General features: G+C 64.2%; 18 protein-coding genes and 1 pseudogene. 14 read left to right on the top strand and 5 right to left on the bottom strand.

The window, feature by feature from the left end; translation table 11 throughout:
- Positions 1–28: 28 nt before the first annotated feature.
- Positions 29–961, top strand: coding sequence for a DMT family transporter (locus KVT37_RS10995; protein WP_217572638.1), 933 nt, complete (start codon positions 29–31; stop codon positions 959–961).
- Here KVT37_RS10995 and KVT37_RS10990 read toward each other — a convergent pair.
- Positions 958–1,539, bottom strand: a complete 582-nt coding sequence (locus KVT37_RS10990; protein WP_217572636.1) for a winged helix DNA-binding protein — start codon at positions 1,537–1,539, stop codon at positions 958–960. The genes KVT37_RS10995 and KVT37_RS10990 overlap by 4 nt on opposite strands.
- 110 nt (positions 1,540–1,649) lie before the next feature.
- On the opposite strand from KVT37_RS10990, the gene KVT37_RS10985 reads away from it, so the two are divergent.
- Together KVT37_RS10985 and KVT37_RS10980 are read left to right on the top strand one after the other, a co-directional pair.
- Positions 1,650–2,774 (top strand): LLM class flavin-dependent oxidoreductase, encoded by a 1,125-nt coding sequence (locus tag KVT37_RS10985; RefSeq protein ID WP_217572634.1) that lies wholly within the window; start codon positions 1,650–1,652, stop codon positions 2,772–2,774.
- A 111-nt stretch (positions 2,775–2,885) separates the two neighbouring features.
- A complete protein-coding gene (locus tag KVT37_RS10980) occupies positions 2,886–3,389 on the top strand; it encodes a flavin reductase family protein (RefSeq protein WP_217572632.1) in 504 nt (167 codons plus the stop codon).
- A 157-nt stretch (positions 3,390–3,546) separates the two neighbouring features.
- On the opposite strand, the gene ubiG is transcribed toward KVT37_RS10980, so the two are convergent.
- A complete protein-coding gene (ubiG, locus tag KVT37_RS10975; protein WP_217572630.1) occupies positions 3,547–4,296 on the bottom strand; it encodes a bifunctional 2-polyprenyl-6-hydroxyphenol methylase/3-demethylubiquinol 3-O-methyltransferase UbiG in 750 nt (249 codons plus the stop codon).
- Positions 4,297–4,600: 304 nt separating this feature from the next.
- On the opposite strand from ubiG, the gene KVT37_RS10970 reads away from it, so the two are divergent.
- On the top strand, positions 4,601–6,832 hold the full coding sequence (locus KVT37_RS10970; protein WP_217572628.1) for a diguanylate cyclase: 2,232 nt from the start codon (positions 4,601–4,603) through the stop codon (positions 6,830–6,832).
- A gap of 2 nt (positions 6,833–6,834) precedes the next feature.
- Here KVT37_RS10970 and KVT37_RS10965 read toward each other — a convergent pair whose 3' ends face one another.
- Positions 6,835–7,131 (bottom strand): antibiotic biosynthesis monooxygenase, encoded by a 297-nt coding sequence (locus tag KVT37_RS10965; protein WP_217572626.1) that lies wholly within the window; start codon positions 7,129–7,131, stop codon positions 6,835–6,837.
- Positions 7,132–7,343: 212 nt separating this feature from the next.
- Here KVT37_RS10965 and KVT37_RS10960 point away from each other — a divergent pair, with 212 nt between their 5' ends.
- The 8 genes from KVT37_RS10960 (at position 7,344) to KVT37_RS10925 (ending at position 19,217) form a co-directional block, all read left to right on the top strand.
- A complete protein-coding gene (locus KVT37_RS10960; RefSeq protein WP_140836204.1) occupies positions 7,344–8,597 on the top strand; it encodes an aspartate kinase in 1,254 nt (417 codons plus the stop codon).
- Between the two features lie 83 nt (positions 8,598–8,680).
- Positions 8,681–10,951 (top strand): phosphoenolpyruvate--protein phosphotransferase, encoded by a 2,271-nt coding sequence (gene ptsP, locus KVT37_RS10955; RefSeq protein ID WP_217572624.1) that lies wholly within the window; start codon positions 8,681–8,683, stop codon positions 10,949–10,951.
- Between the two features lie 9 nt (positions 10,952–10,960).
- Positions 10,961–12,040 (top strand): peptide chain release factor 1, encoded by a 1,080-nt coding sequence (gene prfA, locus KVT37_RS10950; protein ID WP_217572622.1) that lies wholly within the window; start codon positions 10,961–10,963, stop codon positions 12,038–12,040.
- The gene (gene prmC, locus KVT37_RS10945; RefSeq protein WP_217572620.1) at positions 12,033–12,902 is read left to right on the top strand and encodes a peptide chain release factor N(5)-glutamine methyltransferase; all 870 of its coding nucleotides are present in this window, start codon (positions 12,033–12,035) and stop codon (positions 12,900–12,902) included. The genes prfA and prmC overlap by 8 nt, the downstream gene beginning before the upstream one ends.
- Before the next feature lie 341 nt (positions 12,903–13,243).
- Positions 13,244–14,230, top strand: coding sequence for a DUF4167 domain-containing protein (locus KVT37_RS10940; protein ID WP_306796841.1), 987 nt, complete (start codon positions 13,244–13,246; stop codon positions 14,228–14,230).
- A gap of 224 nt (positions 14,231–14,454) precedes the next feature.
- Positions 14,455–17,061, top strand: a complete 2,607-nt coding sequence (gene clpB, locus KVT37_RS10935) for an ATP-dependent chaperone ClpB (protein WP_217572616.1) — start codon at positions 14,455–14,457, stop codon at positions 17,059–17,061.
- A 117-nt stretch (positions 17,062–17,178) separates the two neighbouring features.
- Positions 17,179–17,538, top strand: a complete 360-nt coding sequence (locus KVT37_RS10930) for an MmcQ/YjbR family DNA-binding protein (protein ID WP_217572614.1) — start codon at positions 17,179–17,181, stop codon at positions 17,536–17,538.
- 140 nt (positions 17,539–17,678) lie between these two features.
- The gene (locus tag KVT37_RS10925; RefSeq protein ID WP_217572612.1) at positions 17,679–19,217 is read left to right on the top strand and encodes a L,D-transpeptidase family protein; all 1,539 of its coding nucleotides are present in this window, start codon (positions 17,679–17,681) and stop codon (positions 19,215–19,217) included.
- Here KVT37_RS10925 and KVT37_RS10920 read toward each other — a convergent pair.
- Positions 19,191–19,823 (bottom strand): TMEM175 family protein, encoded by a 633-nt coding sequence (locus KVT37_RS10920; protein WP_217572610.1) that lies wholly within the window; start codon positions 19,821–19,823, stop codon positions 19,191–19,193. The two genes, KVT37_RS10925 and KVT37_RS10920, sit on opposite strands and share 27 nt — an antisense overlap.
- Positions 19,824–19,982: 159 nt before the next feature.
- On the opposite strand from KVT37_RS10920, the gene KVT37_RS10915 reads away from it, so the two are divergent.
- Entirely contained in the window at positions 19,983–21,536 is a 1,554-nt protein-coding gene (locus tag KVT37_RS10915) for an MFS transporter (protein ID WP_217572608.1), read from the top strand.
- Positions 21,537–21,617: 81 nt separating this feature from the next.
- Here KVT37_RS10915 and KVT37_RS10910 read toward each other — a convergent pair whose 3' ends face one another.
- Positions 21,618–23,597: a M23 family metallopeptidase gene (locus tag KVT37_RS10910; protein ID WP_217572606.1), complete on the bottom strand. Its 1,980-nt coding sequence runs from the start codon at positions 23,595–23,597 to the stop codon at positions 21,618–21,620.
- Between the two features lie 242 nt (positions 23,598–23,839).
- Here KVT37_RS10910 and KVT37_RS10905 point away from each other — a divergent pair.
- Positions 23,840–24,029, top strand: a pseudogene (locus KVT37_RS10905) (hypothetical protein); the annotation flags it as partial.

Raw genomic sequence — 24,029 nt, 5'->3', positions numbered from 1 at the left:
AGCGGTCATGCAGCGACAGGACAGCTCGATGAAATTTCTCTGGGATTCGGCGATCGGACTTCTGGTCGTGACGGGCGGACTGCTCGGCATGACGCTGCCGTTCGGCAAGCTTGCGACCGCCGCCGGAGTGCCGGCCATGGTCTGGGCCTTCGTCATTTCGCTGGGCGCCGGCGGCGTGCTGTTGCTGGCGCTTCTGCTGCGCGGCGAGCGCATCCGGCTGACGCCGCGCAAGCTACGCTATTTCATCATCACCGCCGCGATTTCCTATGCGATCCCCAATTTGTTGATGTTCTCGGCCATTCCGCATCTCGGCGCCGGCTACACCGGCATCATGTTCACGCTGTCGCCGGTCGTCACGCTGGTGTTCTCGATCCTGCTCGGCGTCAGGCGCCCCAATCTGCTCGGCGTCATCGGCATCGCCGTCGGCTTCGTCGGTGCGGTGATGGTCGCGCTCACCCGCGGCGAGGCCGGCCAGCCGGCCGACTATTTCTGGGTCGCGATCGGGCTCTTCATCCCGGTCAGCCTTGCCGCCGGCAACATCTACCGCACCGTCGACTGGCCGGAAGGCACCGGCCCGATCGAACTCGCCGTCGGCAGCCATCTGGCCTCGGCCACGCTTCTGCTTATCGGTATTTTGGCGCTTCTGGGCTGGCAGGCCTTTGTGCCGCTCGCCGGCGTGCCTCTGGTGATCGTTGGACAGGTCGCCTCGGCCTCGGCGATGTTTGCCTTCTTCTTCCGCCTGCAGGCGGTCGGCGGCCCGGTCTATCTCAGCCAGATCGGCTATGTCGCGGCAGCGGTCGGCCTGTTCGCCGGCACGATCTTCCTCGGCGAGCATTACCATTTGCTGACTTGGGCAGGCGCCGCCATCATCACCGCCGGGGTCTTCATCACGACCAAGGCGCAGAGCCAGAATGGCGCGGCGGCGCCGGTTCGGATCGAGGCTGCGTCGTCGCGCAGCTAATCCTCTTTGCCGGCGGGTTCCGGCCGCGGATGGCGCCGGCGATGAGTGGCGGCGGCGCGCGCCGCCTGCTCGTAGATGCCCGTCATCAGTTCCAGGGTGCGCGCGACATCCTCGAGCTTTTCGGCCATTTCGGGGATGCGCTTCACCGCCTCGATGAGCAGGACCGAACGGATATCGGCATAGCGTTCGGTGACCCGATGGCCGAGCGGCGTCACCTCATAGGTCACGCCGGCCCTGCCGCTGCCGGTGCGCGTGATCAGCCCGCCCTTCAACAGCTTGCGCAGGCTGTACTGGATGTTGGGAACGTCGTCGCGATTGGTCATCTGGGCGAGATCGCGGACGCTTTTCGGGCGGTCGTTCATCCTGATGATGTGGAGCAGCGCGTTTTCCGGGCCGCTGGCCGAAAACTCGATCACCGTGGCGAGGCACTCCGCCTGCCAGTGGCCGAACGCCTCGTAGGAGCGCATCAGCGCATATTCGACCTCGGTGACGTCGATTTCCAGCGGCGTGCGCGCCAGATGCCAGCCGCGGTCCAGCAACTTGTCCTGTGTTTCCAAAGATCTGCGCCGTTCGGTCATCCGCCTGTCCTTCACCGACAGCATGCGCTGAGCGAGGCGATTGCGTCCACATGAATTTATGATAGACTTTCTATCATAAATTATAATGAAAAACGGAGGAGAACATCGTCATGGGCATGCTCGACAAGTCCGCGCCTGGCACGCAGCCCTTCTTTCTCGGCACCTTCGCATCCAACTGTTCCGGCGGCATGACCGTCACGAAAGTCGCCGAGCGCTGGGACAATTCCTGGGACAACAATCTCAAGCTCGCCCGGCTTCTCGACGATGCCGGCATCGACTTCATGCTGCCGATCGCGCGCTGGATCGGCTATGGCGGGGAGACCAACTTCCACGGCAACGTGCTGGAGACGATCACCTGGGCGGCGGGGCTGCTCGCGCTCACACGCAACATCACCGTCTTTGCCACCACCCATACCGCGGCGAACCATCCGGTGGTCGTGGCCAAGCAACTGGCGACCATCGACCGGATCAGCCGCGGCCGCATCGGCCTCAACATCGTCGCCGGCTGGAACAAGCCGGAATATGAGGCACTTGGGCTGACGCTGCCCGACGACCATACGACGCGCTACGGCTACGCGCAGGAATGGTTCGATATCGTGCGCGCCTTGTGGAGCCGCGCGGAAGCCTTCGACTGGGACGGCACCTGGTTCAAGCTCAAGGATGTGCTCGGCGATCCGCGTCCGTCCTCGCCGCTGCCGATCCTCAACGCGGCCGGCTCGGAAGAAGGCCGCAAATTCGCCGTGCGCAATGCCGATTTCCTGTTCACGCCGGCCATCGACCTGTCGCGCTCAAAGGATGAGATCTCGGCGCTGAAAGAACAGGGCAATAAGGCGGGCAGGGCTGTCGACGTGCTGACTTTCGCCCATGTCGTCTGCCGGCCGACCGAGAAGGAGGCAAAAGATTATCTCGAACATTTCGGCCGCGCCAATGCCGATTGGGCGGCCGTCGACAATCTGGTGCGGCTGCAATTCGCGCATGCGCAGTCCTTTCCGCACGACCTTCTGGCGCTGATCCGCGACCGCATGGCGGCCGGCCATGGCGGTTTCCCGCTGACCGGCACGCCCGAGCAGGTGGCTGACGGCATCACGCAACTGCACGAGGCCGGTTTCCGCGGCTCGACCTTGTCCTTCGTCGATTATGTCGAGGAATTTCCCTATTTCCGCGACACGGTCCTGCCCATTCTCGAAGAAAGAGGCATTCGCATTGCGCCGGCGGCGATGCAGTCGGCGGCGTAGAGCGGCTCAGCTCTTCGCTGACCCAGTCTTAAGTCCGTCTTGACGCTATTGCGGACGGAAAACCGCTGCGCATTCTTGCCGGGATTGCTTTCGGCGAAAGAGGAGAAGGCCATGTCCACGCCAGAAGCTACGGTCAGCGTCACAGACTTCCGCGCCGCCATGCGGCTCATCGTCGGTAATGTCAGCGTCATCACCGCCGGCGTCGGCGATGACCGTTCCGGCCTCGTCGTCATTTCTGTGGTGTCGCTGTCGGCCGAGCCGCCGAAGGTGATCGCCTGCGTCAACCGCTCTTCGTCGACCTGGCCGATCATCGAGCGCTACCGGCATTTCGGCGTCAACTCGCTTGGGCCTCAGCATCAGCGGATCGCCGAGCGGTTCTCGGGCTTCGGCGGCGTCAAGGGCAAGGACCGCTACGAGGGTGCCGAGTGGACGACGCTGAAGACCGGCGCATCGCTGCTTACCGACGCGGTGGCCGCCTTCGACTGCAGTCTCGACGAGATGATCGACCGCGGCACGCACTCGATCGTCATCGGCTCGGTCGAGGCGGTCAGGACCCAGGATGCCGGCCAGGCGCTGATCTACTGGCGGGGCGGCTACAGACCATTGGATGCTTAGGGAATGCCAATATCAGGTGATGCCGGCCTGCAAATTGTGACTTCCTGCGCTTCCGGTGCTCGCGTACGTCAAGTACGCTCCGCTCCGGTTCTCGGAAGTCACAATTTTCGACTCGGCCTGACCTGAATCTCGGCACTCCCTTCCGGGAGGGGGCGCATCAGACCGAAGCTTTCTCGGCCAGCACCATGTAATTGACGTCCATGTCCTTCGAGCGCTGCCAGCGGTCGGCCAGCGGATGGTAGATGACACCGGTGCGGTCGATCACCGTGAGACCGGCGGCGCCCAGCGCCTTGCCAAGCTCTTCCGGTCGCACCAGCTTGCCGAACTGATGCGTGCCGCGCGGCAGCCAGCGCAGCACGTATTCGGCGCCGATGATGGCAAGCCCGAGCGCTTTCAGCGTGCGGTTGATGGTGGCGACGAACATGATGCCGCCGGGGCGGACCATCTGGCCGCATTTGGCGACGAACAGGTCGACATCGGCGACATGCTCGACCACTTCCATGTTCAGGATGACATCGAAGGTCTCGCCGGCATCCGCCAGCGCTTCGGCCGTGGTGGCGCGATAGTCGATGCCGACGCCGGCTTCCGCCGCATGCAGCTTCGCCACTTCGATGTTGGTGGCGGAAGCGTCGGCGCCGACCACTTCGGCGCCGAGCCGGGCCATCGGCTCGCACAGCAAACCGCCGCCACAGCCGATATCGAGGAAGCGCAGGCCTTCGAAAGGCCGCGCCGCGCGCGGATCGCGGCCAAAGCGCGCCGCCACCTGGTCGCGGATATAGGCAAGCCGCACCGGATTGAACTTGTGCAGCGGACGGAATTTGCCGTTCGGATTCCACCATTCGGCGGCAAGGGCGGAGAAGCGCTCGACTTCTCCGGCGTCGATGGTCGATCGGCGGGGCTCTGGCATGGCGGGTCTCCTCGAACGCCAAGAACTCGGGTCCCGGCCCAAGAAAGTCAAGGCAGGTTTTTTTGGCTGCTGCCATGTGCGCCGGCAACCAGGTGATGCGGAGAGCGCGGTCCCGCATTCAGTCAGCACCTGGCAGCTTGGTTGCCGCGCCGTCGAAACAAATCGCCCGGGTGTGGCGTAACCGGGTTGTGACGAGCCGGATTCGGCGGCCTTTAACATCAAATTTACTGGATTGACGATTTCCACGGACATGGCCGCCCTTTGGCATGTACATTGCCGGCCGTGTGTCGAGAGAGAGGGCTTGATGCGCATCAAGACCCAGATCATTGCCACGCTGCTGAGCGCCGCGGCCCTTATCGGCCTTGTGGGTGCTGTCGCGGTCGTCTCCCAGATGTCGCTGACCAAGTCCGCGGCGCTCGCCGAAGCGACGAGTGTGGGGCGGCAACTGGCCGACGCCATAGCCTTCAAGGCTTCCGATGCGCCACGGTCCTTGTTCGAGAGGCCCGATGCGTTACGGGACTTCGTGGCCTTGCAGCACCGTAGTTCGAATCGCGATCTCGTCGTCGTCGACCGCAACAAGACCATCCTTGCCGACATACCGGGCGAGGAAGACAATGTCGGCAAGCCGTTCGGTCACGATCACGACAATGAAGTCGGCCGCGTGCTCGAGGACAATCAGCCGCTTGCCTTCGTCGAGGACAGCGCCGACGTGCCGGAGCCGATCAACCTGGTCGCGGTGCCAATCAAGGATACGCTCGGCAAGACCGTCGGCGCGGTCCTGTTCGAGTACACGCCACTGTTGCGCGCCGCCCAGGACCGCACCAACGCAATGCTCTGGCTTGTCGGCCTTTGCACTGCGGCGGCCATGCTGATCGCCGCGTTTTCGGCTGTCCTGCTGCTCAATCGTTTCGGCGCCGGCCTTTCGAGCCTCAACCGGGGCATCGGCTCGTTGACGCGCGGCGACGCCGGGGCCCGCATCGGGCTCATCTCCAGGGATGAGTTCGGGCAGTTGGCGCAAGGCTTCGACAGCATGGCGTCGGAGCTGGAATCCTCGCGGCTGCAGCTCGTCGACCAGAAGGCCTATATCGAGGATATCGTGCGCACCGTCGCCGAAGGCATCGCCGTCATCGATGGCGAGGGGCGGATCGTGTCCGTCAACCCGGCCGCGGCCGACCTTGCCGGGCGGCACGCCAGCCGGATCGAGGGGCAGGAGTGGCGCTCGATCCTGGATATGCGGGGAATGTCCGGCGACAGGCTTCCGCCCGGAACCTCCCCGGTCGACCTGACGCTTGCCACCGGCCGCCGGCATCAGGGAGAGGTGCGGCTGGTGAAGCCCGACGGCTCGCAACTGCCGGTGATCGCCAGCTGCAACCCGCTCAACCGGGCCGGCGGCGGCATCGTATTGACGCTCAGCGACATCAGCGAGCTGCGCAGCGCCGAGCGGGCGGTCAATGACCGCGCGGAGGAACTGGCAGTGCTGAACCGGGAGCTGAAACAAACCTCGGAAGCCACCAACCGCCTGGTCAAGCTCGGTGAACTGCTGCAGGCCTGCGTCACCTTTCAGGAGGCGTTTTCGGTCGTCGGTTCGGCAATGCCGGACTTTTTCGGCGGCTTGAGCGGAAGCGTCCACCTGACCAGCGCCTCGCGCAACCTGGTCGAGGAGATGGCGCATTGGGGCGAAATCCGCTCCAGCGTCGGGCAATTCGCGCCTGAAGACTGCTGGGCCCTGCGCCGTGGTCAGGAGCATGCCGCAGGTCCGGGCATGCTGACACCGCGTTGCAACCACATCAGCGAGAATGGCGGTCGCGGCTATGTCTGCGTGCCGCTGGCGGCGCAGGGCGAAACGCTGGGCATCGTGCATCTATGCGAGCCCAATGCCGCCGACAGGCCGGATTGGGTTTCCCGGCGGCAACAGGTGTTGCGCGGCGTCGTCGACACGCTGGCGCTGGCGCTCGCCAATCTGCGCCTGCGCGAGACGCTGCGGCAGCAATCGATCCGCGATCCGAACACCGGCCTCTACAACCGCCGCTATCTCGAGGAAACCAGCGCCCGCGAACTGAGGCGCCTGGAGCGCTCGGGCCACCCCATGGCCATGATCATGCTCGATGTCGATCATTTCAAGCAGTTCAACGACACCTTCGGTCACGAGGCCGGCGATCTCGTGCTCAAGCAGGTCGCCGCCACGCTGCTCGACCATGCCAGGGAAAGCGACGTGGTCTCGCGTTACGGCGGCGAGGAGTTCGCGCTGATGATGCCGGGAACCACTCTCGCCGATGCCGCCGAGCGGGCCGAGGCATTGCGCAAGGCCATCAAGCATCTGCATCTGACGCATCGCGGCCGCACCCTGGGCACCATCACCGCGTCGTTCGGAGTGTCAGCCTTCCCCGAACTCGGCGCCTCATGGGTCGAGATCGTCAACGCGGCCGATCGTTCACTCTATCAGGCGAAGGCGGACGGCCGCGACCGGGTCGTGGCCGGGCTGGGCAAGGTCGATCCGGAGTGGGATATTTCGACAGCGGATCAAAGGACCGGTTAATTTCAGCGCGAGAGGGCGACCTCGGCATGTTTCATGTCGATACTGGCGGGCTCGATAGCTTGCAAGGCTTCGCTGTCGCCGATCTCGGTCATGATGCGGTCCGCCGCCGCGCGGGCCTGTTCCATGCTTTGCCAGCGCACGACATCCACCCAGCTTCCATCCTCGCGCCTGCCGAGATCGCGGCTGAGAAAGCCCGGCTGCCGGGCAAGCCAGTCGCTCATGATCCCGTTATTGCCGACAAAGCCGGCTTCGGTGCCGGGCTTGAGCCGGAAAGTGACGATTTCCAGGGTTTCGGCCATGAGAATCTCCAAAGGGTGTTTCGGCCGTCTTATGGCATGATCGGCGGCAGGAATGCGTCAGGATGAGCGGCATCGGGCCTGCCATTGCCGCGCTCGCTTGCGAAGCCTTGCTGTTTTGGCTAAGGAGGCCGCGCATTTTCCGCGCTCGGTCATACGGGCGTTTTCTTCCGTTCCGGCCTTGAGCCGGCTTCAGTCAAAGGCATTTCGCTCCCATGGCGCGTATCGTGATGAAATTCGGCGGAACATCGGTCGCCGACATCGCCCGCATCCGCAATGTGGCGCGGCATGTGAAACGCGAGGTCGATGCCGGCCACGACGTCGCCGTCGTGGTCTCGGCGATGGCCGGCAAGACCAACGAACTGGTCGCCTGGACGCGCGAAGCCTCGCCGATGCACGACGCGCGCGAATATGACGCCGTTGTCGCTTCTGGCGAGCAGGTCACCGCCGGTCTTCTGGCGATCACGCTGCAGAACATGGGCATTCATGCACGATCCTGGCAGGGCTGGCAGATCCCGATCAAAACCGACAACGCGCATGGCGCCGCGCGCATCCTCGACATCGACGGCGCCTTCCTGATCAAGCGCTTCGGCGAAGGCCAGGTGGCGGTGATCGCCGGTTTCCAGGGCATCGGCCCCGACAACCGCATCGCCACGCTCGGCCGCGGCGGCTCCGACACCAGCGCCGTGGCGATCGCGGCCGCGGTCAAGGCCGACCGCTGCGACATCTATACCGATGTCGACGGCGTCTACACCACCGATCCGCGCATCGAGCCGAAAGCCCGTCGGCTGGCCAAGATTTCGTTCGAGGAAATGCTCGAAATGGCCTCGCTCGGCGCCAAGGTCTTACAGGTGCGCTCGGTCGAGCTTGCCATGGTACACAGGGTGCGTACCTTCGTGAGGTCGTCCTTCGACGATCCCGATGCGCCCGGAATGGGGGATTTGCTCAATCCGCCCGGAACGCTCATTTGCGACGAGGAAGAGATCGTGGAACAGCAGGTCGTCACCGGAATTGCCTACGCCAAGGACGAAGCGCAGATTTCGCTGCGCCGCGTCGGCGATCGTCCAGGTGTTGCCGCCGGCATCTTCGGGCCGCTGGCCGAGGCCAACATCAATGTCGACATGATCGTCCAGAACATCTCCGAGGACGGCAAATTCACCGACATGACGTTCACCGTGCCCTCCGGCGACGTCGACAAGGCGCTTGCCGTCCTGGAAAAGCTCAAGCCCGAAGTCGGCTATGATGTCGTGCAGTCGGAAGCCGGCATGTCGAAGGTCTCGGTCATCGGCATCGGCATGCGCAGCCATGCCGGCGTTGCCGCCACCGCCTTCAAGGCGCTGGCCGACAAGGCGATCAACATCCGCGCCATCACCACTTCCGAGATCAAAATCTCGATACTGATCGACGGTCCCTATACGGAACTTGCAGTTCGTACTTTGCATTCCGTCTACGGGCTCGATAAGCAATAGCAAGAACTGAGTCAGTTGTTGCGTGAGCGCCGGCCGCGGGAGAAACTGCGGCGGGCGGAATGCCCATTGGAGAACAAGCCGCGATGCGTGATACGGCCAGTGGCCCGCGCGTTCTGCTCAAACGGCTTCGCGAGCTCATGCAGGAGCCGCTGGAGCCGCAGGAGCGGCTCGACCGCATCGTGCGCGACATCGCCTCCAACATGGTCGCCGAAGTCTGCTCGCTCTATGTGCTGCGCGCCGACTCGGTGCTCGAACTCTACGCCACCGAAGGTCTGAACCCGACCTCCGTGCACTTGGCACAGTTGAGGCTCGGTCAGGGCCTGGTCGGCACGATCGCCGCCAGCGCGCGGCCGCTCAACCTGTCCAACGCGCAGGAGCACCCGGCCTTCGCCTACCTGCCGGAGACCGGCGAAGAGATCTACCATTCTTTCCTCGGTGTCCCCGTGCTGAGGGCAGGGCGCACGCTCGGCGTCCTGGTCGTCCAGAACAAGACGATGCGGCAATATCGCGAAGACGAGATCGAGGCGCTGGAAACGACGGCGATGGTGATCGCCGAGATGATCGCCACCGGCGATCTCGCCCGCCTGACCAAGCCGGGGCTGGAGCTCGATCTGCGCCGCCCGGTGAGCTTCACCGGCCTTTCTTTCAATGACGGCGTCGGGCTCGGCCATGTCGTGCTGCACGAGCCGCGCATCGTCGTCACCAATCTGTTCAACGAGGACAGCGAGGAGGAGGTGCGCCGGCTCGACCGCTCGCTGGGTTCGCTCAGACTGTCGATCGACGACATGCTGGAGCGCCGCGACGTCGCGTTCGAGGGCGAGCATCGCGAGGTGCTCGAGGCCTACCGCATGTTCGCCAACGATCGCGGCTGGGTGCGGCGGCTGGAAGAGGCGATCCGCAACGGCCTGACGGCGGAAGCGGCGGTGGAAAAGGTGCAGAGCGACATGCGCGCGCGCATGCTGCATATGACCGACCCTTATCTGCGCGAGCGGATGAGCGATTTCGACGATCTCGCCAACCGGCTGTTGCGCCAGCTGATGGGGCGCGGTCCTGAGGATGTCGCGGCTTCGCTGCCCAAGGACGCCATCCTGATCGCCCGTTCGATGGGCGCGGCCGAATTGCTCGACTATCCGCGCGACAAGCTGCGCGGCCTGGTGCTGGAGGATGGTGCCGCGACCAGCCACGTCGTCATCGTCGCGCGCGCCATGGGTATTCCCGTCGCGGGCCAAGTAAAGGGCGCTGTTTCCATGGCGGAAAACGGCGATGCCATCATCGTCGACGGCGAGGAAGGCACCATCCATCTCAGGCCGCAATCCGACCTGGAGGCCGCCTACGCCGAAAAAGTCCGGTTCCGGGCGCGGCGGCAGGAAGTCTATCGCGAGCTGCGCAAGAAGCCGTCGGTGACCAAGGATGGGGTTGCGGTCGATCTCCTGATGAATGCCGGCCTTGCCGTCGACCTGCCGCAGCTGACCGAGTCGGGCGCCGCCGGCATCGGCCTGTTCCGCACCGAATTGCAGTTCATGGTCGCCTCGACCTTCCCGCGAGCTGAGGCGCAGGAGCGGCTTTACCGTGACGTGCTCGACGCCGCGCGCGGCAAGCCGGTCACCTTCCGCACCATCGACATCGGTGGTGACAAGGTGCTGCCTTACTTCAAGGGCGCGATCCAGGAAGAGAACCCGGCGCTCGGCTGGCGGGCGATCCGGCTGACACTTGATCGTCCAGGGCTGCTACGGACGCAGATCCGGGCGCTGCTGAAGGCCTGCGGCGGCCGCGAACTGAAGCTGATGCTGCCGATGGTGACCGAGCTGTCGGAAATCGCGCAGGCGCGCGAGATCATCGACCGCGAGGTCCGGCACCTGTCGCGCTTTGCCCATCATTTGCCCACCAGCCTCAAGCTCGGCGCGATGCTTGAAGTGCCGTCGCTCTTGTTCCAGCTCGACGAATTGATGAAGGCGGTGGATTTCGTCTCGGTCGGTTCCAACGACCTGTTCCAGTTCGTCATGGCCGTCGACCGCGGCAACACCCAGCTTGCCGACCGCTTCGACAACCTGTCGACGCCGTTCCTCAGAGTGCTGAAGATGATCGCCGACGCCGGCGCGCGCAACCACACGCCGGTGACGCTCTGCGGCGAACTCGCCGGCAAACCCATATCGGCCATGGCGCTGATCGGCCTCGGCTTCCGCTCGATCTCGATGTCGCCGGCATCGATCGGCCCGGTCAAGGCGATGCTGACCGAACTGCCGCTGCAGGAACTGGAAGGCTTCTTCAACGACAATCTGATGGCGCCCAGCCAGAAGCTGCCGATGCGGGCTCTTCTTCAGGCCTTTGCCGACGACCGCTCCATTCCGCTGTAGCATCGCCTCATGATCAATCTACCCCGCGACCGCATGGATCAAGTCGTCAAGCGTTTCGACATGCTCGAAGCGCAGATGGCGGCCGGACCTGCCGCCGATGCCTATGTGAAGATGGCCTCCGAATATGCCGACATCCAGGAGATGGTGGGCAAGATCCGGGCGCTGCGCGCCGCCGAACAGGAGCAGGCGGACCTCGAGGCGATGCTCGCCGACAAGGCGACCGATGCCGACATGCGGGCGCTGGCCGAAGCGGACCTGCCGGCGGTCGAGGAGCGCATCGAGGCGCTGCAGAAGGATATCCAGATACTGCTTCTGCCCAAGGACGCGGCCGACGAAAGGAACGCCATCCTCGAAATCCGCGCCGGCACCGGCGGCGACGAGGCGGCTTTGTTCGCCGGCGACCTTTTCCGCATGTATGAGCGCTATGCGGCCGAGCGCGGCTGGCGGTTCGAAACGGTGTCGGCCAGCGACGGCGATGCCGGCGGCTTCAAGGAAATCATCGCCACGGTTTCAGGCAGGGGTGTCTTTGCCCATCTGAAATTCGAGTCGGGCGTGCATCGCGTGCAGCGCGTGCCGGCGACCGAGGCCAGCGGACGTATCCACACATCGGCCGCCACGGTTGCCGTGTTGCCGGAAGCCGAAGAGGTCGACATCGAAATCCGCGCCGAGGATATCCGCATCGACACGATGCGTGCCTCGGGTTCCGGCGGCCAGCACGTCAACACCACCGATTCGGCGGTCCGCATCACGCATCTGCCGACCGGCATCATGGTGGTGCAGGCGGAGAAGTCGCAGCACCAGAACCGGGCAAAGGCCATGCAGATCCTGCGCGCCCGGCTCTACGATCTCGAACGCAGCCGGGCGGACGAAGAACGCTCGGAATCGCGCAAATCGCAGGTCGGCTCGGGCGACCGTTCGGAGCGCATCCGCACCTATAATTTCCCGCAGGGGCGGGTCACCGACCACCGCATCAACCTCACGCTCTACAAGCTCGACCGGGTGATGATGGGTGAACTCGACGAGGTGGTCGACGCGCTGATCGCCGACCATCAGTCGAAGCTGCTTGCCGATATGAGCCTCGATGGCTGACCATCTGCCCGCCGCGCTCGGGCCGCTGCTCAGGGCAGCGCGCGAGCGGCTGGCCGCCGCCGGCATTGCCGACCCCGCGCTCGATTCGCGGCTGATCGTCGAACATTTCTCCGGCACGACCCGCACCCAGGCTATTGCCGAACCGGGGCAACAGGTGGCTTCCGCGGCGCTTTCGGTCATCGAAACGGCCCTGAGGCGTCGCGTCGCAGGCGAACCGGTGCACCGCATCCTCGGTTATCGGGAATTCTACGGCTTGCGCCTGTCGCTCTCGCCGGAGACGCTGGAGCCGCGCCCGGATACCGAGACATTGGTTGACGCCGTCCTGCCCTTTGCCAGGGCAACCGCCGAAAGGCTGGGCGAATGCCGCCTTCTCGATCTCGGCACCGGCACCGGCGCCATCGCGCTGGCGTTGCTGCATTCTATCCCGCAAGCCACCGCGACAGGCGTCGACATTTCGCTCGATGCGCTGGCAACGGCAGTCGGAAACGCCCGGAATCTGGGGCTCGGCGGGCGCTTCAAAGCCTTGCATTCCAACTGGTTCGAAAAAGTTTCGGGGTCCTACCATGTAATTGCCTCGAACCCTCCCTATATATCCAGTCGAGACATCGGAAATCTGCAGGACGAGGTCCGCGATTTCGACCCGCACCAGGCCCTTGATGGCGGTGCGGATGGTTTGGACCCCTACAGGGTCATCGCCGCAGAGGCGGCAGGATTTCTGGAAACGCAAGGCAAGGTAGCGGTCGAGATCGGCCACACGCAGAAAAACGAGGTCACCGGGATATTCGCGGCAGCCGGCTATCGGCTGGCAGGCGCCCATAGCGACCTCGGCGGCAACGACAGAGTTCTGGTGTTCGAGCGGTGAAAGCCCTGATGCAGTGCGAAAAAACCGCTTGGCAACACCGGGGAATGCAGTTAGGGTCCGGCTCAACCGGATGAGACGAAGCAGGCAGTGCTCCCAGCGATTCGGTTTTCCTTGGAAATAGCTGCCTTCTTGCGCAAACGACGCCCAAGCTTCGTGCGGGAATCGTCCGGCAAGTGATGTAACCGGAACAGGATGGCACGTGGCGCCAACGCAATTGATGCGGGCGAACGCCGGTGAAGAAACGAAACGGCTGGCTGCATGAGCGCCTCCGTTCGCGAAGAGTTTTTCGAAAATTTCACTATGAAGAGAGTCTAATGAGGCCACAACAGCAGAACAGGCGCATGCGCGGTCGCAACAACAATGGCGGCGGCGGTGGCAACAACAACAACCGCAAGGGGCCGAACCCCCTGACCCGCACCTACGAGAGCAACGGCCCGGACGTGAAGATCCGCGGATCGGCTCAGCAGATCGCCGAAAAATACGCCACACTCGCCCGTGACGCGCAGAGCTCCGGCGACAGGGTGATGGCGGAGAACTATCTCCAGCACGCCGAACACTACAATCGCATCATTGCCGCCGCGCAGGCGCAGATGCCGATCCAGAACACCCAGCAGAACCGCGACGACTTCGACGACGATCTCGACGAGGATCGCGACGAGTTCGACAATGCCGGCAACACCGGCGGCAATGGCGCCGAGGCGCCGGCCGCGGCGAACGGCTCCGGGCCGCAGCCGGTGATCGAAGGCACGCCGGCGGAACTCGCCTACAACCAGGAAAACGGCCGCGACAACAACAACCGCCGCGACAACAACCAGCGTGACAACAACGGCCGCGACCGGCATCGTGACCGCCGCAATGGCGGCTACGGCCAGTATGGCCAGAACGGTCAGCGTGGCGAAAACGGCCAGCGCGGCGATCATGGCGGCCAGCAGTTCGATCAGAACCGCCGTAACGAGGCGCAGGCGCAGCCCGAGGCCGCCGGCGAGGCGGGTTCCCAGGCCGAGCAGGCCGCGCCGCAGTTCGACAGTTTCTCGCCGGCAGCGCTTGCCGCCCAGGCCGAGCTCAACGAAGCCGCCATGGATAATGGCGGCGGTCGCCGGCCGCGGCGTCCGCGTCGCCCGCGCGGCAATTATGCCGACCAGGCCGGCAATGGCGAGCAGGGCGACCAGGCGGAAGCCGCGAGCCCCGAAGGGTCGAATCCCGAAAATTCAGGCGTGAGCAATGGTGATGAGGCCAGCGCCAAGCCCGTCGAAGCGGTGAGGCCGGCGAGCGAGCCGGTCGCCAGCGAAGCTCCCAGCGAGCCTGTCGCCGCCGACGCGGACAACTGATCGAAACGCCATTCCAGGCATTGCAGACGGCGGAGAAATTTCTCCGCCGTTTTTGTTTTTGGGGAGGGTGGAATAATATGCCCCACCGATAGAAAGACGTCTTGAGAGCCTGCCGCCCGCGCACCATATCTCGCCAGGAAACTGGGCTCGGCTCTTATGGGCGGGTCCGTCACCGCAATCTGATCCGGTGCCGCAAAGCGGGCCGGTGATGGAAGGAGACAGATATGAATCTTGAAAAATACTCGGAGCGCGTGCGCGGCTTCATCCAGTCCGCGCAGACCATGGCGCTCTCGCGCAACCACCAGCAATTCACGCCTGAACATATGCTGAAGGTGCTCGTCGACGATGACGAGGGCCTTGCCGCGTCCCTGATCGAGCGTGCCGGCGGCAACGCTCGTGACGTCAAGCTCGGCGTCGAGGCGGCGCTCGAAGCCATGCCCAAGGTCGAAGGTGGCAATGGCCAGCTCTATCTTGCCCAGCCGCTCGCCAAGGTGTTCTCGACCGCCGAGGACCTTGCCAAGAAGGCCGGAGACAGCTTCGTCACCGTCGAGCGGCTGTTGCAGGCGCTCGTCATGGAGAAGTCGGCCAAGACCGCCGACATCCTGTCCAAGGCTGGCGTCACCGCGCAGGCGCTCAACCAGGCTATCAACGATATCCGCAAGGGCCGCACCGCCGACTCGGCCAGCGCCGAGCAGGGCTATGACGCGCTGAAGAAATACGCGCGCGACCTCACGGCCGATGCCCGCGCGGGCAAGCTGGATCCCGTGATTGGGCGCGACGACGAGATCCGCCGCACGATCCAGGTGCTGTCGCGGCGCACCAAGAACAACCCGGTGCTGATCGGCGAGCCGGGCGTCGGCAAGACGGCGATCGCCGAGGGCCTGGCGCTGCGCATTGTCAATGGCGACGTGCCGGAATCGCTGAAGGACAAGCAATTGATGGCGCTCGACATGGGCGCGCTGATTGCCGGCGCCAAATATCGCGGCGAGTTCGAGGAGCGGCTGAAGGCCGTGCTCAACGAAGTCACGTCGGCCAACGGCAACATCATCCTGTTCATCGACGAGATGCACACGCTGGTCGGCGCCGGCAAGGCCGACGGCGCGATGGACGCCTCGAACCTCTTGAAGCCGGCGCTGGCGCGCGGCGAGCTGCATTGCGTCGGCGCCACCACGCTCGACGAATACCGCAAGCATGTGGAGAAGGATCCGGCACTTGCCCGCCGTTTCCAACCCGTCTTCGTCGACGAACCGACAGTGGAAGACACGGTTTCGATCCTGCGCGGCCTGAAGGAGAAGTACGAACAGCATCACAAGGTGCGCATCTCCGATTCCGCGCTGGTGTCGGCGGCGACGTTGTCCAACCGCTACATCGCCGACCGCTTCCTGCCGGATAAGGCGATCGACTTGGTTGACGAGGCTGCGTCGCGGCTGAGGATGCAGGTCGATTCCAAGCCCGAGGCTCTGGACGAGATCGACCGCCGCATCATGCAGCTCAAGATCGAGCGCGAGGCGCTGAAGGTCGAGAAGGACGAGGCCTCGAAGGACCGGCTTGCCCGGCTGGAAAAGGAACTCGCCGGCCTCGAAGAGGAATCGACCGAGCTGACCACGAAGTGGCAGGCCGAAAAGCAGAAGCTCGGCCTCGCCGCCGACCTCAAGAAGCAGCTCGACGAGACGCGCAACGAGTTGGCGATCGCGCAGCGCAAGGGCGAGTTCCAGCGTGCCGGCGAGCTTGCCTACGGCAAGATCCCGGAGCTCGAGAAGAAGCTCAAGGAAGCCGAAGCGCAGGACGGCAAGGCCGGCATGGTGGAAGAGGTGGTCACAGCCGACCACGTTGCCCATATCGTGTCGCGCTGGACCGGCATCCCGGTCGACAAGATGCTGGAAGGCGAGCGCGAGAAGCTGCTGCGCATGGAAGACGAGATCGGCAAGCGGGTCGTCGGCCAGGGCGAAGCCGTGCAGGCGGTGTCCAAGGCCGTGCGGCGCGCCCGCGCCGGGCTGCAGGATCCGAACCGGCCGATCGGCTCGTTCATGTTCCTCGGCCCCACCGGCGTCGGCAAGACCGAACTTACCAAGGCGTTGGCCAGCTTCCTGTTCGACGACGAGACGGCGCTGGTGCGCATCGACATGTCGGAGTTCATGGAGAAGCACTCCGTCGCCCGGCTGATCGGCGCGCCGCCCGGCTATGTCGGCTATGAGGAAGGCGGCGCTCTGACAGAAGCGGTGCGGCGCCGGCCCTACCAGGTCGTGCTGTTCGACGAGATCGAGAAGGCGCATCCGGACGTGTTCAACGTGCTCTTACAGGTGCTCGACGACGGCCGCCTGACCGATGGCCAGGGCCGCACGGTCGATTTCCGCAACACGTTGATCATCATGACGTCCAACCTCGGCGCCGAATATCTGGTCGGTCTCAACGACGACCAGGATGTCGATGCCGTGCGCGACGAGGTGATGGCCGTGGTGAAGGCCTCGTTCCGGCCGGAGTTCCTCAACCGCGTCGACGAGGTGATCCTGTTCCACCGGCTGCGCCGGCAGGACATGGACCGCATCGTCGAAATCCAGCTCAAGCGGCTGGAGAACCTGCTTGTCGACCGCAAGATCGCGCTGTCGCTGGATCATGACGCGATCGAGTGGCTGGCCTCGAAGGGCTACGACCCGGCCTATGGCGCCAGGCCGCTGAAGCGGGTGATGCAGAAGGAACTGCAGGATCCGCTCGCGGAGAAGATCCTGCTCGGCGAGGTTCTCGACGGCTCGACCGTCAAGGTCACCGCGGGCTCCGACCGGCTGAACTTCCGCTCGAAGCCGACCGTGGTGGCGACGGAAGCCGCCGCCTGACCTCGGGACAAATTGGAATGAAGGCAAGCGCGTCGCACCGGACCGGTGCGGCGCGCTTTGTTATTTGCGGCGGCTGCGCATAATCGACTGCCGATTCGGAAATGCTGGGGGGCCCCGGTGACGCTCGACGACTATAACGGCTTCTGCGCTTCGTTGCCCGCGACAACGCATGTGGTGCAGTGGGGCGGCGCCCATGTCTGGAAGGTCGGCGGCAAGGTGTTTGCCATTGGCGGCTGGAACGAAGGCGGCCAGTTATTCGTCACCTTCAAATGCTCCGACATTGCTTTTGACGTGCTCAAGGATCAGCCGGGCTGCCGGCCGGCGCCCTACCTTGCCTCGCGCGGCATGAAATGGATCCAGCGTCAGACAAGCCAAAGCATGGATGATGCCGCGCTCGAAGACTATCTGCGCGAGAGCCATCGCCTGGTGGTGCTGAAGCTGACGAAACTGGTGCGCGGCGAGTTAGGGCTGCGCTGACATTCGTTCGGGATCATCGTGAAACGCCGGAAAGCCGCCATCTTCATGCCCGGTTCATATTGGAACCTTAATTTTGGTAACTGGTTTGCTGGCGAAGGGTTCGCCCGCAGGGGCCTAGTGGACCGGAGAGCTCGACCGCCATGCTGCGCTTGATTTTTACCCTTTCGGCACTCGCGGCCGGGCTGGTGTCTTCCAGTGCGTTCGCAACGCCGAGTGTGGGTGGCGCGCCGCAGGCGACACGGCCCGCCCAGCGTGGCGCGCTGATGCTGGCGCAGGAAGGCAATATCGACATCTATTACGACGCCAGGGGCAACCGGGTGCTGGTCGATGCCGACACCGGCAAGGTGATCGCTATCCAGCCGCCGGGGAGCAGGCTCGACCGCCGTGCGCTGCGTCGGCAGATGCGCATGCAGGAACTCGGCCGCGCGCCGGCCGATGACGACCGCTACTACCTCGACAACCCCGAAGACATGGCGCGCTTCCGCCGCCGGCAGTTGGAGGAGAATGGCCGGGTCATCCCGCCGCCGGTCGACGAATATGACCCGAACGGCAACGACAATTCCGCCGATGCATATCCGCCGGCGCCCGATAATGATCAAGGCTATGCGACCACCTATCCGGAAGCGCCGAAGTCGGACACGATCAAGCGCCAGCCGCTGAACGAGGCGGCGATCGATCCGGGACAGCCGGGCCAGGGCGAAGTGCTGCAGACCAATCCGGAGGCGTCATTGCCGCCGAACACAGGCGGCAAGGCGACCGTCGATCCATCGCTGTCGCTCGGGGTGCGCCAGGATGTTGCCGCGCTGCAGGTGCTGCTCGACCGCGGCGGCGCTTCGCCGGGCGTGATCGACGGGCGCTTCGGCTCGAATGTCGACAAGGCGCTGGCCGCTTACAATGAGATTAACGGCACCAATCTGAAATCGACCGATGCCGTTGGCATCCAAGCGGCGCTTGCCCAGTCCGGCGGCGACGCCTTCGCCTCATACACGATCACGCCGGAAGATGTGGCTGGCCACTACGTGGCGTCGATCCCGGAGGACTATAGCCAGAAGGCCAAGCTTGACTGCATGTGCTACACCTCGGTCACCGAGGCGCTGGCCGAACGTTTCCACATGGACGAGACCTATCTGAAGTCGATCAACAAGGGCGTTGACTTCAACCGCCCCGGCACGACGATCAAGGTCGCCAATTTCGGCACGCTGGTCTCGACGCCTGTGGCGCGCATCGTCGCCGACAAGACCAAGAAGGAAGTCTACGCCTATGATGCCGGCGGCAAGCTGGTCGCGGCCTATCCGGCAACGATCGGTTCGGCCGACACGCCGTCGCCCACCGGTGTCCACGCCGTGTCGCGCATCGCGCTCGACCCGAACTACACCTACAACCCGAACATAAACTTCAAGCAGGGTCAGAACGACAAGATCCTGACCGTCCCGCCGGGGCCGAACGGTCCGGTCGGCTCGGTTTGGATCGCGCTCGACAAGCCGACCTACGGTATCCACGGCACGCCTGAACCCTCCAAGATCGGCAAGACCGAGAGCCATGGCTGCGTGCGCCTGACCAACTGGGACGCGCGGGAACTCGCCAAGCTGGTGTCGCCGGGCGTCACCGTGGAATTCGTCGGCGGACCAACAATCGCGGAAGTCGGCGGGACCTCAACCGATGAGTTTACGCAGCAGTGAGGCGCGCGGCGCGGCGGCATAGATGAGCTGCACCAGCAGGATGAAGCCGATGCTGAGCAGTGGCGTGATCAGGCAAAGTGCTGCGCCGACCGCCCACAGCGCCTGTGCCTTGACGATGCGAGTGTAGACGGTGCGCCGCGTTTCAGCGTCGACGTCCTCGGCGATCATGCCGTTCCTGTCGGCATACCACCAGCTTGAAAACAGCGTCGCGCCCAGCATCAGCAGGTTCAGCCAGTAGACCAGCACCGCGATCCTGAACGCGAGGAAATCGGCAAGGAGGTCGGTGGAAAAGGGCAGCAGCGCGATGAAGGCGAGAAAGCACAGGTTCAATGTCGCGAGCCTGCGGTCCGACTTCGCGATCAGGCCATGCTGCGCCTGCTGGCCGAACCAGAAGATGGTCAGCGTCAGGAAGCTCAGCGCATAGGTCAGGAAGCGCGGCGCCAGCGCGAGGATGGCGGCAAGCAGCTCGCCTTCCGAATGCACTGCCTCATGCGACGGCACCCGGATCTCCAGCACGATCAAGGTCAGCGCGATGGCGAAGACGCCGTCGGTTATGCCGACGATGCGTCCGCGTCCTTCCGCCGACGGTTCGAGCGGCCGCTTCATGGTTTCCCCCTCCACACGTAATGCTGGAACCTAGCACGCGATTGGCGGTTTGCATCAGGATTGGACCTTACCTCGCCATGCGGCCAGTGTGGTCTGGGTTCAAGAACAACGATGCTCTGGCTTGTTGTTGTGCTCACGCCAGAGGACTAAGCAGGGATCATGTCATCCGCGAACGAAACGACTGTTGATTCGCACTCGCCCGCGCGAGCGAACGGTACGTTCTGCCCGCAGACGCAGCGCAAATTCGTGCTGGTCGCGGCAATCCTTGCCTCGGCGCTCGGCTTCATCGACGGTTCGATCCTGGCGATCGCGATGCCGGCACTGCGTGCCGATCTCGGCGCCAGCCTGGCGGAAGCGCAGTGGATTTCCAACGCCTATGCGCTGACGCTCTCGGCGCTGATCCTGGCCGGCGGCGCCGCCGGCGACCGGTTTGGGCTGCGGCGCGCCTTCGTCACCGGCATTGCGCTGTTCATCGCGGCCTCGCTCGCCTGCGCGGTCGCCCCCGATCCGGCTGTATTGATCGCCTTCCGCGCCATCCAGGGCATCGGTGCGGCGATCATGGTGCCCGGCAGCCTTGCCATCATCGCCAAAGCCTATCCGAAGATAGAGCGCGGCCGGGCGATCGGCATCTGGGCCGCCGCTTCGGCGCTGACCACGGCGCTCGGGCCAGTGCTCGGCGGCTTCGTGCTCACGACTTTCGGCAATGGGGTCTGGCGCGCGATCTTTGCCATCAACCTGCCGCTTGGGCTGATCTCGATCTATCTGCTTTTGGCCAAGGTGCCGGCCGACAAGCCGACCGAAAAACGCAGCCTCGATCTCGGCGGCGCCGCGCTGGCGACGCTGGCTTTCGGCTCGCTGGCCTACGGGCTGACGGCAATGAATGCCGAAGGCGGCGGAATGCTGTCGACGCCTTCGATCATTGTCGGTGTGATTCTGCTCTTCGTTTTCATCGCTTATGAGCGCTGGCAGCGCGACCCGATGATCGATCTCGGCCTGTTCCGCATCCGCGCCTTTGCCGGCGCCAATCTGGCGACATTCTTCCTTTACTTCGCGTTGTCGGCCAATCTGTTCTATCTGCCGATGCTCCTGATCGCCGGCTGGAGGCTGAGCGAGGCAGAGGTCGGCTTCATTTTCCTGCCGCTGTCGGCGTCGATCGCGCTTTTGTCCGGACCGGTCGGCCAATGGTCGGACCGGATCGGTCCGCGTTTTCCGATCGCCAGCGGCAGCTTGGTTGTCGCCATCGCCTTCGCCGGCCTCACTATGCTCACGCATTTCGGCGTCCACAATTTCTGGACCGGGACCTTTCCGCTGATGGCGCTGATGGGGCTGGGCATGGCGCAGGTCGTTTCGCCATTGTCGACCGCGGTCATGACGTCCGTCGAGGACAAGGACACCGGGGCGGCGTCCGGCATCAACAATGCGGTCTCGCGTGTCGGCGGCCTGATCGCGGTGGCGGCGATGGGCTCGCTGGCGGCCTGGGTTTATGCGCGGATCACCGGTAATGCTTCTGGGGTGCCGGGTTTCGGTGAGCCGCCCGCGTCCGGCCTTGCGGCCAATGCCGACGCGGTGAGGGTCGCGGCAAGCGATGCGGCCTTCACAGCAGTCGCGGCGATCACGACGCTGCTTTGCGTGCTTTCTTCAGTTATCGCGTGGTTCACCGTGCCCGGGCAGGCGTCGCCCTGGCCGCGGCAGTCAAACGATTCGCGTGACTAGGGCAATTCCAGGAAAAGTGTGAAGCGGTTTTCCGTCCGGAATTGCGTCAAGACAAAGCGATCGAGCGGTTCCCGGAACTGCTCAGTTCGGAAGCTGCGAATCGGTCTTGGCGCTGGCAACTTTCAGTGAGTTGCCGTCTTCCTGCTTCAAAAGATCGTCGATTCGCTCGCGCTCGCGCTTGAAGGCGACGAGATCGTCGCCCTTCAGCACCTTGCCGACCGGCAGGCGCACGCGCATCGAATCGACCTTGGTACCGTTGACGATCAGCTCGTAGTGAAGATGCGGGCCGGTGGAGAGGCCGGTCTGGCCAAGATAGCCGATCGTCTGGCCCTGGCGGACGTGAACGCCCGGCTCGATGCCTTTGGCGAAAGCGCTCTGGTGATTGTAGGAGGTCTCATAGCCATTGGCGTGGCGAATGATGATCTGCTTGCCGTAGCCGCCGGCCCAGCCGGCTTTCTCGACCACGCCATTGCCGGCGGCAATGATCGGTGTTCCGATCGGCGCTGCCCAGTCAGTGCCGGTATGCATCCGCACATAGCCAAGGATCGGGTGCCGGCGTGCGCCGAAGCCCGAAGTGAAACGGCCGTTGGGCAGCGGGTTGCGCAACAGAAACTGCTTGGCGCTGCTCCCATTTTCGTCGAAATAATCGATGCTGCCGTCCTGCATCTGGAAGCGGTAGAAGTTCTTCACCTGCCCGCCGAAGGTTGACGACACGTAGAGAAGGTCAGAATCGTCGGAGGTCTGGTCTTCGCCGTCGGGCTGCGAGAACAGGACCTCGAGCCGGTCGGCCGGCGAAAGCCGCGACTGGAAATCGACGTCGGAGGCGAGAAGCTTGATCAGCTTCTGCGTCATCGCTTTCGACATGCCGTAGGAATAGGCGGCGCGATAGATGCCGTCATAGACGTTGGGAAGGTTGCCACGCACCACGACGGGCTGCGAATCATCGAACGCCGTCAGAAGCTCGGGGTTGGCCTCCGGCTCCTGCGCCGGCACATATTGGCCGCGGTCGTCGAGCGCGATGGTCACGATGTGCGTGGTCTTGTCGTAGACGCTGGTGCGCACGACCTTGGCGATGTCGCCGCGCACTTCGAGGCCGACGCGCAGCACCGTTCCAGCCTTCAGCGCCGGCGCGTTCAACAGCTTGCTGATTGCCTCCGCCATGCCGGTGGCGTCTTCGCCGGTATAACCCGAATCGGCATAGGCCTCGGCGATGTCGGTGTCCTTGGTGAAGGGAATGATTTCCTCGGCGAAGGCGGGCGCCTGGTCGTCCGGCGTGGCGCGCGGCGCGACCGAAACGTTTTCCTGCGTGATCTTCACGTCATAGGAGCCGGCCATCGATTCGGCGAAGGCATCGCCGAACCGCTGCGGATCGACATAATGCAATGCCGCCACCTGGACGGCGCCGTCGCTCAGGCCATTGCGGGCGTCCCGCACCACCTTTTCCACCTCGTCGGCGGAAAGGTCGCTCTTTTCGTCGAAGGAGGCCGTCTCGACCGGGAAGTCGACCGTCTTCAGGCTCATCTCGCTTTCGACCTTGGCGCCGTAGATCTGGCCGGCGACGGCGGCGGCCGTTGCCGGCTGCGGATTGTCGTCACCGTCGTCGCCGAAGACCTGCATCGGGTCGAAAGGCGGGTAGGGACGGTTGGTGGTGTGACCGGCCGCCAGGGCCATCTTGATCTGTACGAAAGGCATGGTGTGGATAACGTCGCGGTCACCGACCTTGGTGACCATCGACACTTCCATGCGGCGCCGGTCTTTTGCCCTGGCGATCTGGCGCGGCGCGACCAGCCTTGTGGTCTTTGCCTGCTCGCCGGAATCATCGCCGCCGCCGGCAAGGCTGATGAGCTCGGCAATCTCGGGCGGCGTTGCCAGTTGCTGGCGCCCGTCGAGCGCCGCAAACAGCGCCACGCCCATCAACACGCTCGAGGTCACACCGGTGAGGAAAGTGCCCGACAGCCAGCGCGCCGAGACCTCGCGGCGGTCAGGCGGACCGCTGCGGCCGTCCGCGATCAGCGGCGGCTCGTTGCCGAGTTCGGCTATGACCTCTTCGGTGTCTGGCATCCAGAAAGGCTGCTTCTTCCCCAGGCGAAACGGCTTGTCGTTGTCGTTGCGGCCATGACAATTGCCTGTCACGGCGGTTGAAGTCAACGAAGCGGCAGGCCGGGGCCGATATCCCCAATCATGCGCCCCTTGTGCAGGACGCCCTGTCGTCTGTCGCCGGCGTGCCTCGTATATACGCGCGCGCCTTCCATATAAGGGCCGGTTTCACGCCTCAATGCGGCGGCAATAGGGCCTCGTTGTGGATGACCCAAGGGCTGCCGCCAGGGCAGTCGGCTATCGGAAAAAGCTGGCCGAAAAATTCGTCGCAAAAAATTCAAAAAAGTTCGAAATCGGTGTTGACGCGTCGAGGGAGCTCCGACTATATACGCCCCACGAACGAGGGCGGTGCGCCGCTGGCGACGAAGAAGTTCGCTTCTAAGAGTGCCCTTGGTT

Source organism: Mesorhizobium sp. GbtcB19 (assembly GCF_019091085.1).
Lineage (GTDB): Bacteria > Pseudomonadota > Alphaproteobacteria > Rhizobiales > Rhizobiaceae > Mesorhizobium.
Note: the sequence above shows the minus strand (reverse complement) of the source record. Positions and strands in the feature narration are given on the sequence as shown.

Excerpts from the sequence above, each read along its gene's own strand:
- KVT37_RS10995 (WP_217572638.1), top strand. The coding sequence starts at position 29 with ATGAAATTTCTCTGGGATTCGGCGATCGGACTTCTGGTCGTGACGGGC.
- KVT37_RS10990 (WP_217572636.1), bottom strand. The coding sequence starts at position 1,539 with ATGACCGAACGGCGCAGATCTTTGGAAACACAGGACAAGTTGCTGGAC.
- KVT37_RS10985 (WP_217572634.1), top strand. The coding sequence starts at position 1,650 with ATGGGCATGCTCGACAAGTCCGCGCCTGGCACGCAGCCCTTCTTTCTC.
- KVT37_RS10980 (WP_217572632.1), top strand. The coding sequence starts at position 2,886 with ATGTCCACGCCAGAAGCTACGGTCAGCGTCACAGACTTCCGCGCCGCC.
- ubiG (WP_217572630.1), bottom strand. The coding sequence starts at position 4,296 with ATGCCAGAGCCCCGCCGATCGACCATCGACGCCGGAGAAGTCGAGCGC.
- KVT37_RS10970 (WP_217572628.1), top strand. The coding sequence starts at position 4,601 with ATGCGCATCAAGACCCAGATCATTGCCACGCTGCTGAGCGCCGCGGCC.
- KVT37_RS10965 (WP_217572626.1), bottom strand. The coding sequence starts at position 7,131 with ATGGCCGAAACCCTGGAAATCGTCACTTTCCGGCTCAAGCCCGGCACC.
- KVT37_RS10960 (WP_140836204.1), top strand. The coding sequence starts at position 7,344 with ATGGCGCGTATCGTGATGAAATTCGGCGGAACATCGGTCGCCGACATC.
- ptsP (WP_217572624.1), top strand. The coding sequence starts at position 8,681 with ATGCGTGATACGGCCAGTGGCCCGCGCGTTCTGCTCAAACGGCTTCGC.
- prfA (WP_217572622.1), top strand. The coding sequence starts at position 10,961 with ATGATCAATCTACCCCGCGACCGCATGGATCAAGTCGTCAAGCGTTTC.
- prmC (WP_217572620.1), top strand. The coding sequence starts at position 12,033 with ATGGCTGACCATCTGCCCGCCGCGCTCGGGCCGCTGCTCAGGGCAGCG.
- KVT37_RS10940 (WP_306796841.1), top strand. The coding sequence starts at position 13,244 with ATGCGCGGTCGCAACAACAATGGCGGCGGCGGTGGCAACAACAACAAC.
- clpB (WP_217572616.1), top strand. The coding sequence starts at position 14,455 with ATGAATCTTGAAAAATACTCGGAGCGCGTGCGCGGCTTCATCCAGTCC.
- KVT37_RS10925 (WP_217572612.1), top strand. The coding sequence starts at position 17,679 with ATGCTGCGCTTGATTTTTACCCTTTCGGCACTCGCGGCCGGGCTGGTG.
- KVT37_RS10920 (WP_217572610.1), bottom strand. The coding sequence starts at position 19,823 with ATGAAGCGGCCGCTCGAACCGTCGGCGGAAGGACGCGGACGCATCGTC.
- KVT37_RS10915 (WP_217572608.1), top strand. The coding sequence starts at position 19,983 with ATGTCATCCGCGAACGAAACGACTGTTGATTCGCACTCGCCCGCGCGA.
- KVT37_RS10910 (WP_217572606.1), bottom strand. The coding sequence starts at position 23,597 with ATGCCAGACACCGAAGAGGTCATAGCCGAACTCGGCAACGAGCCGCCG.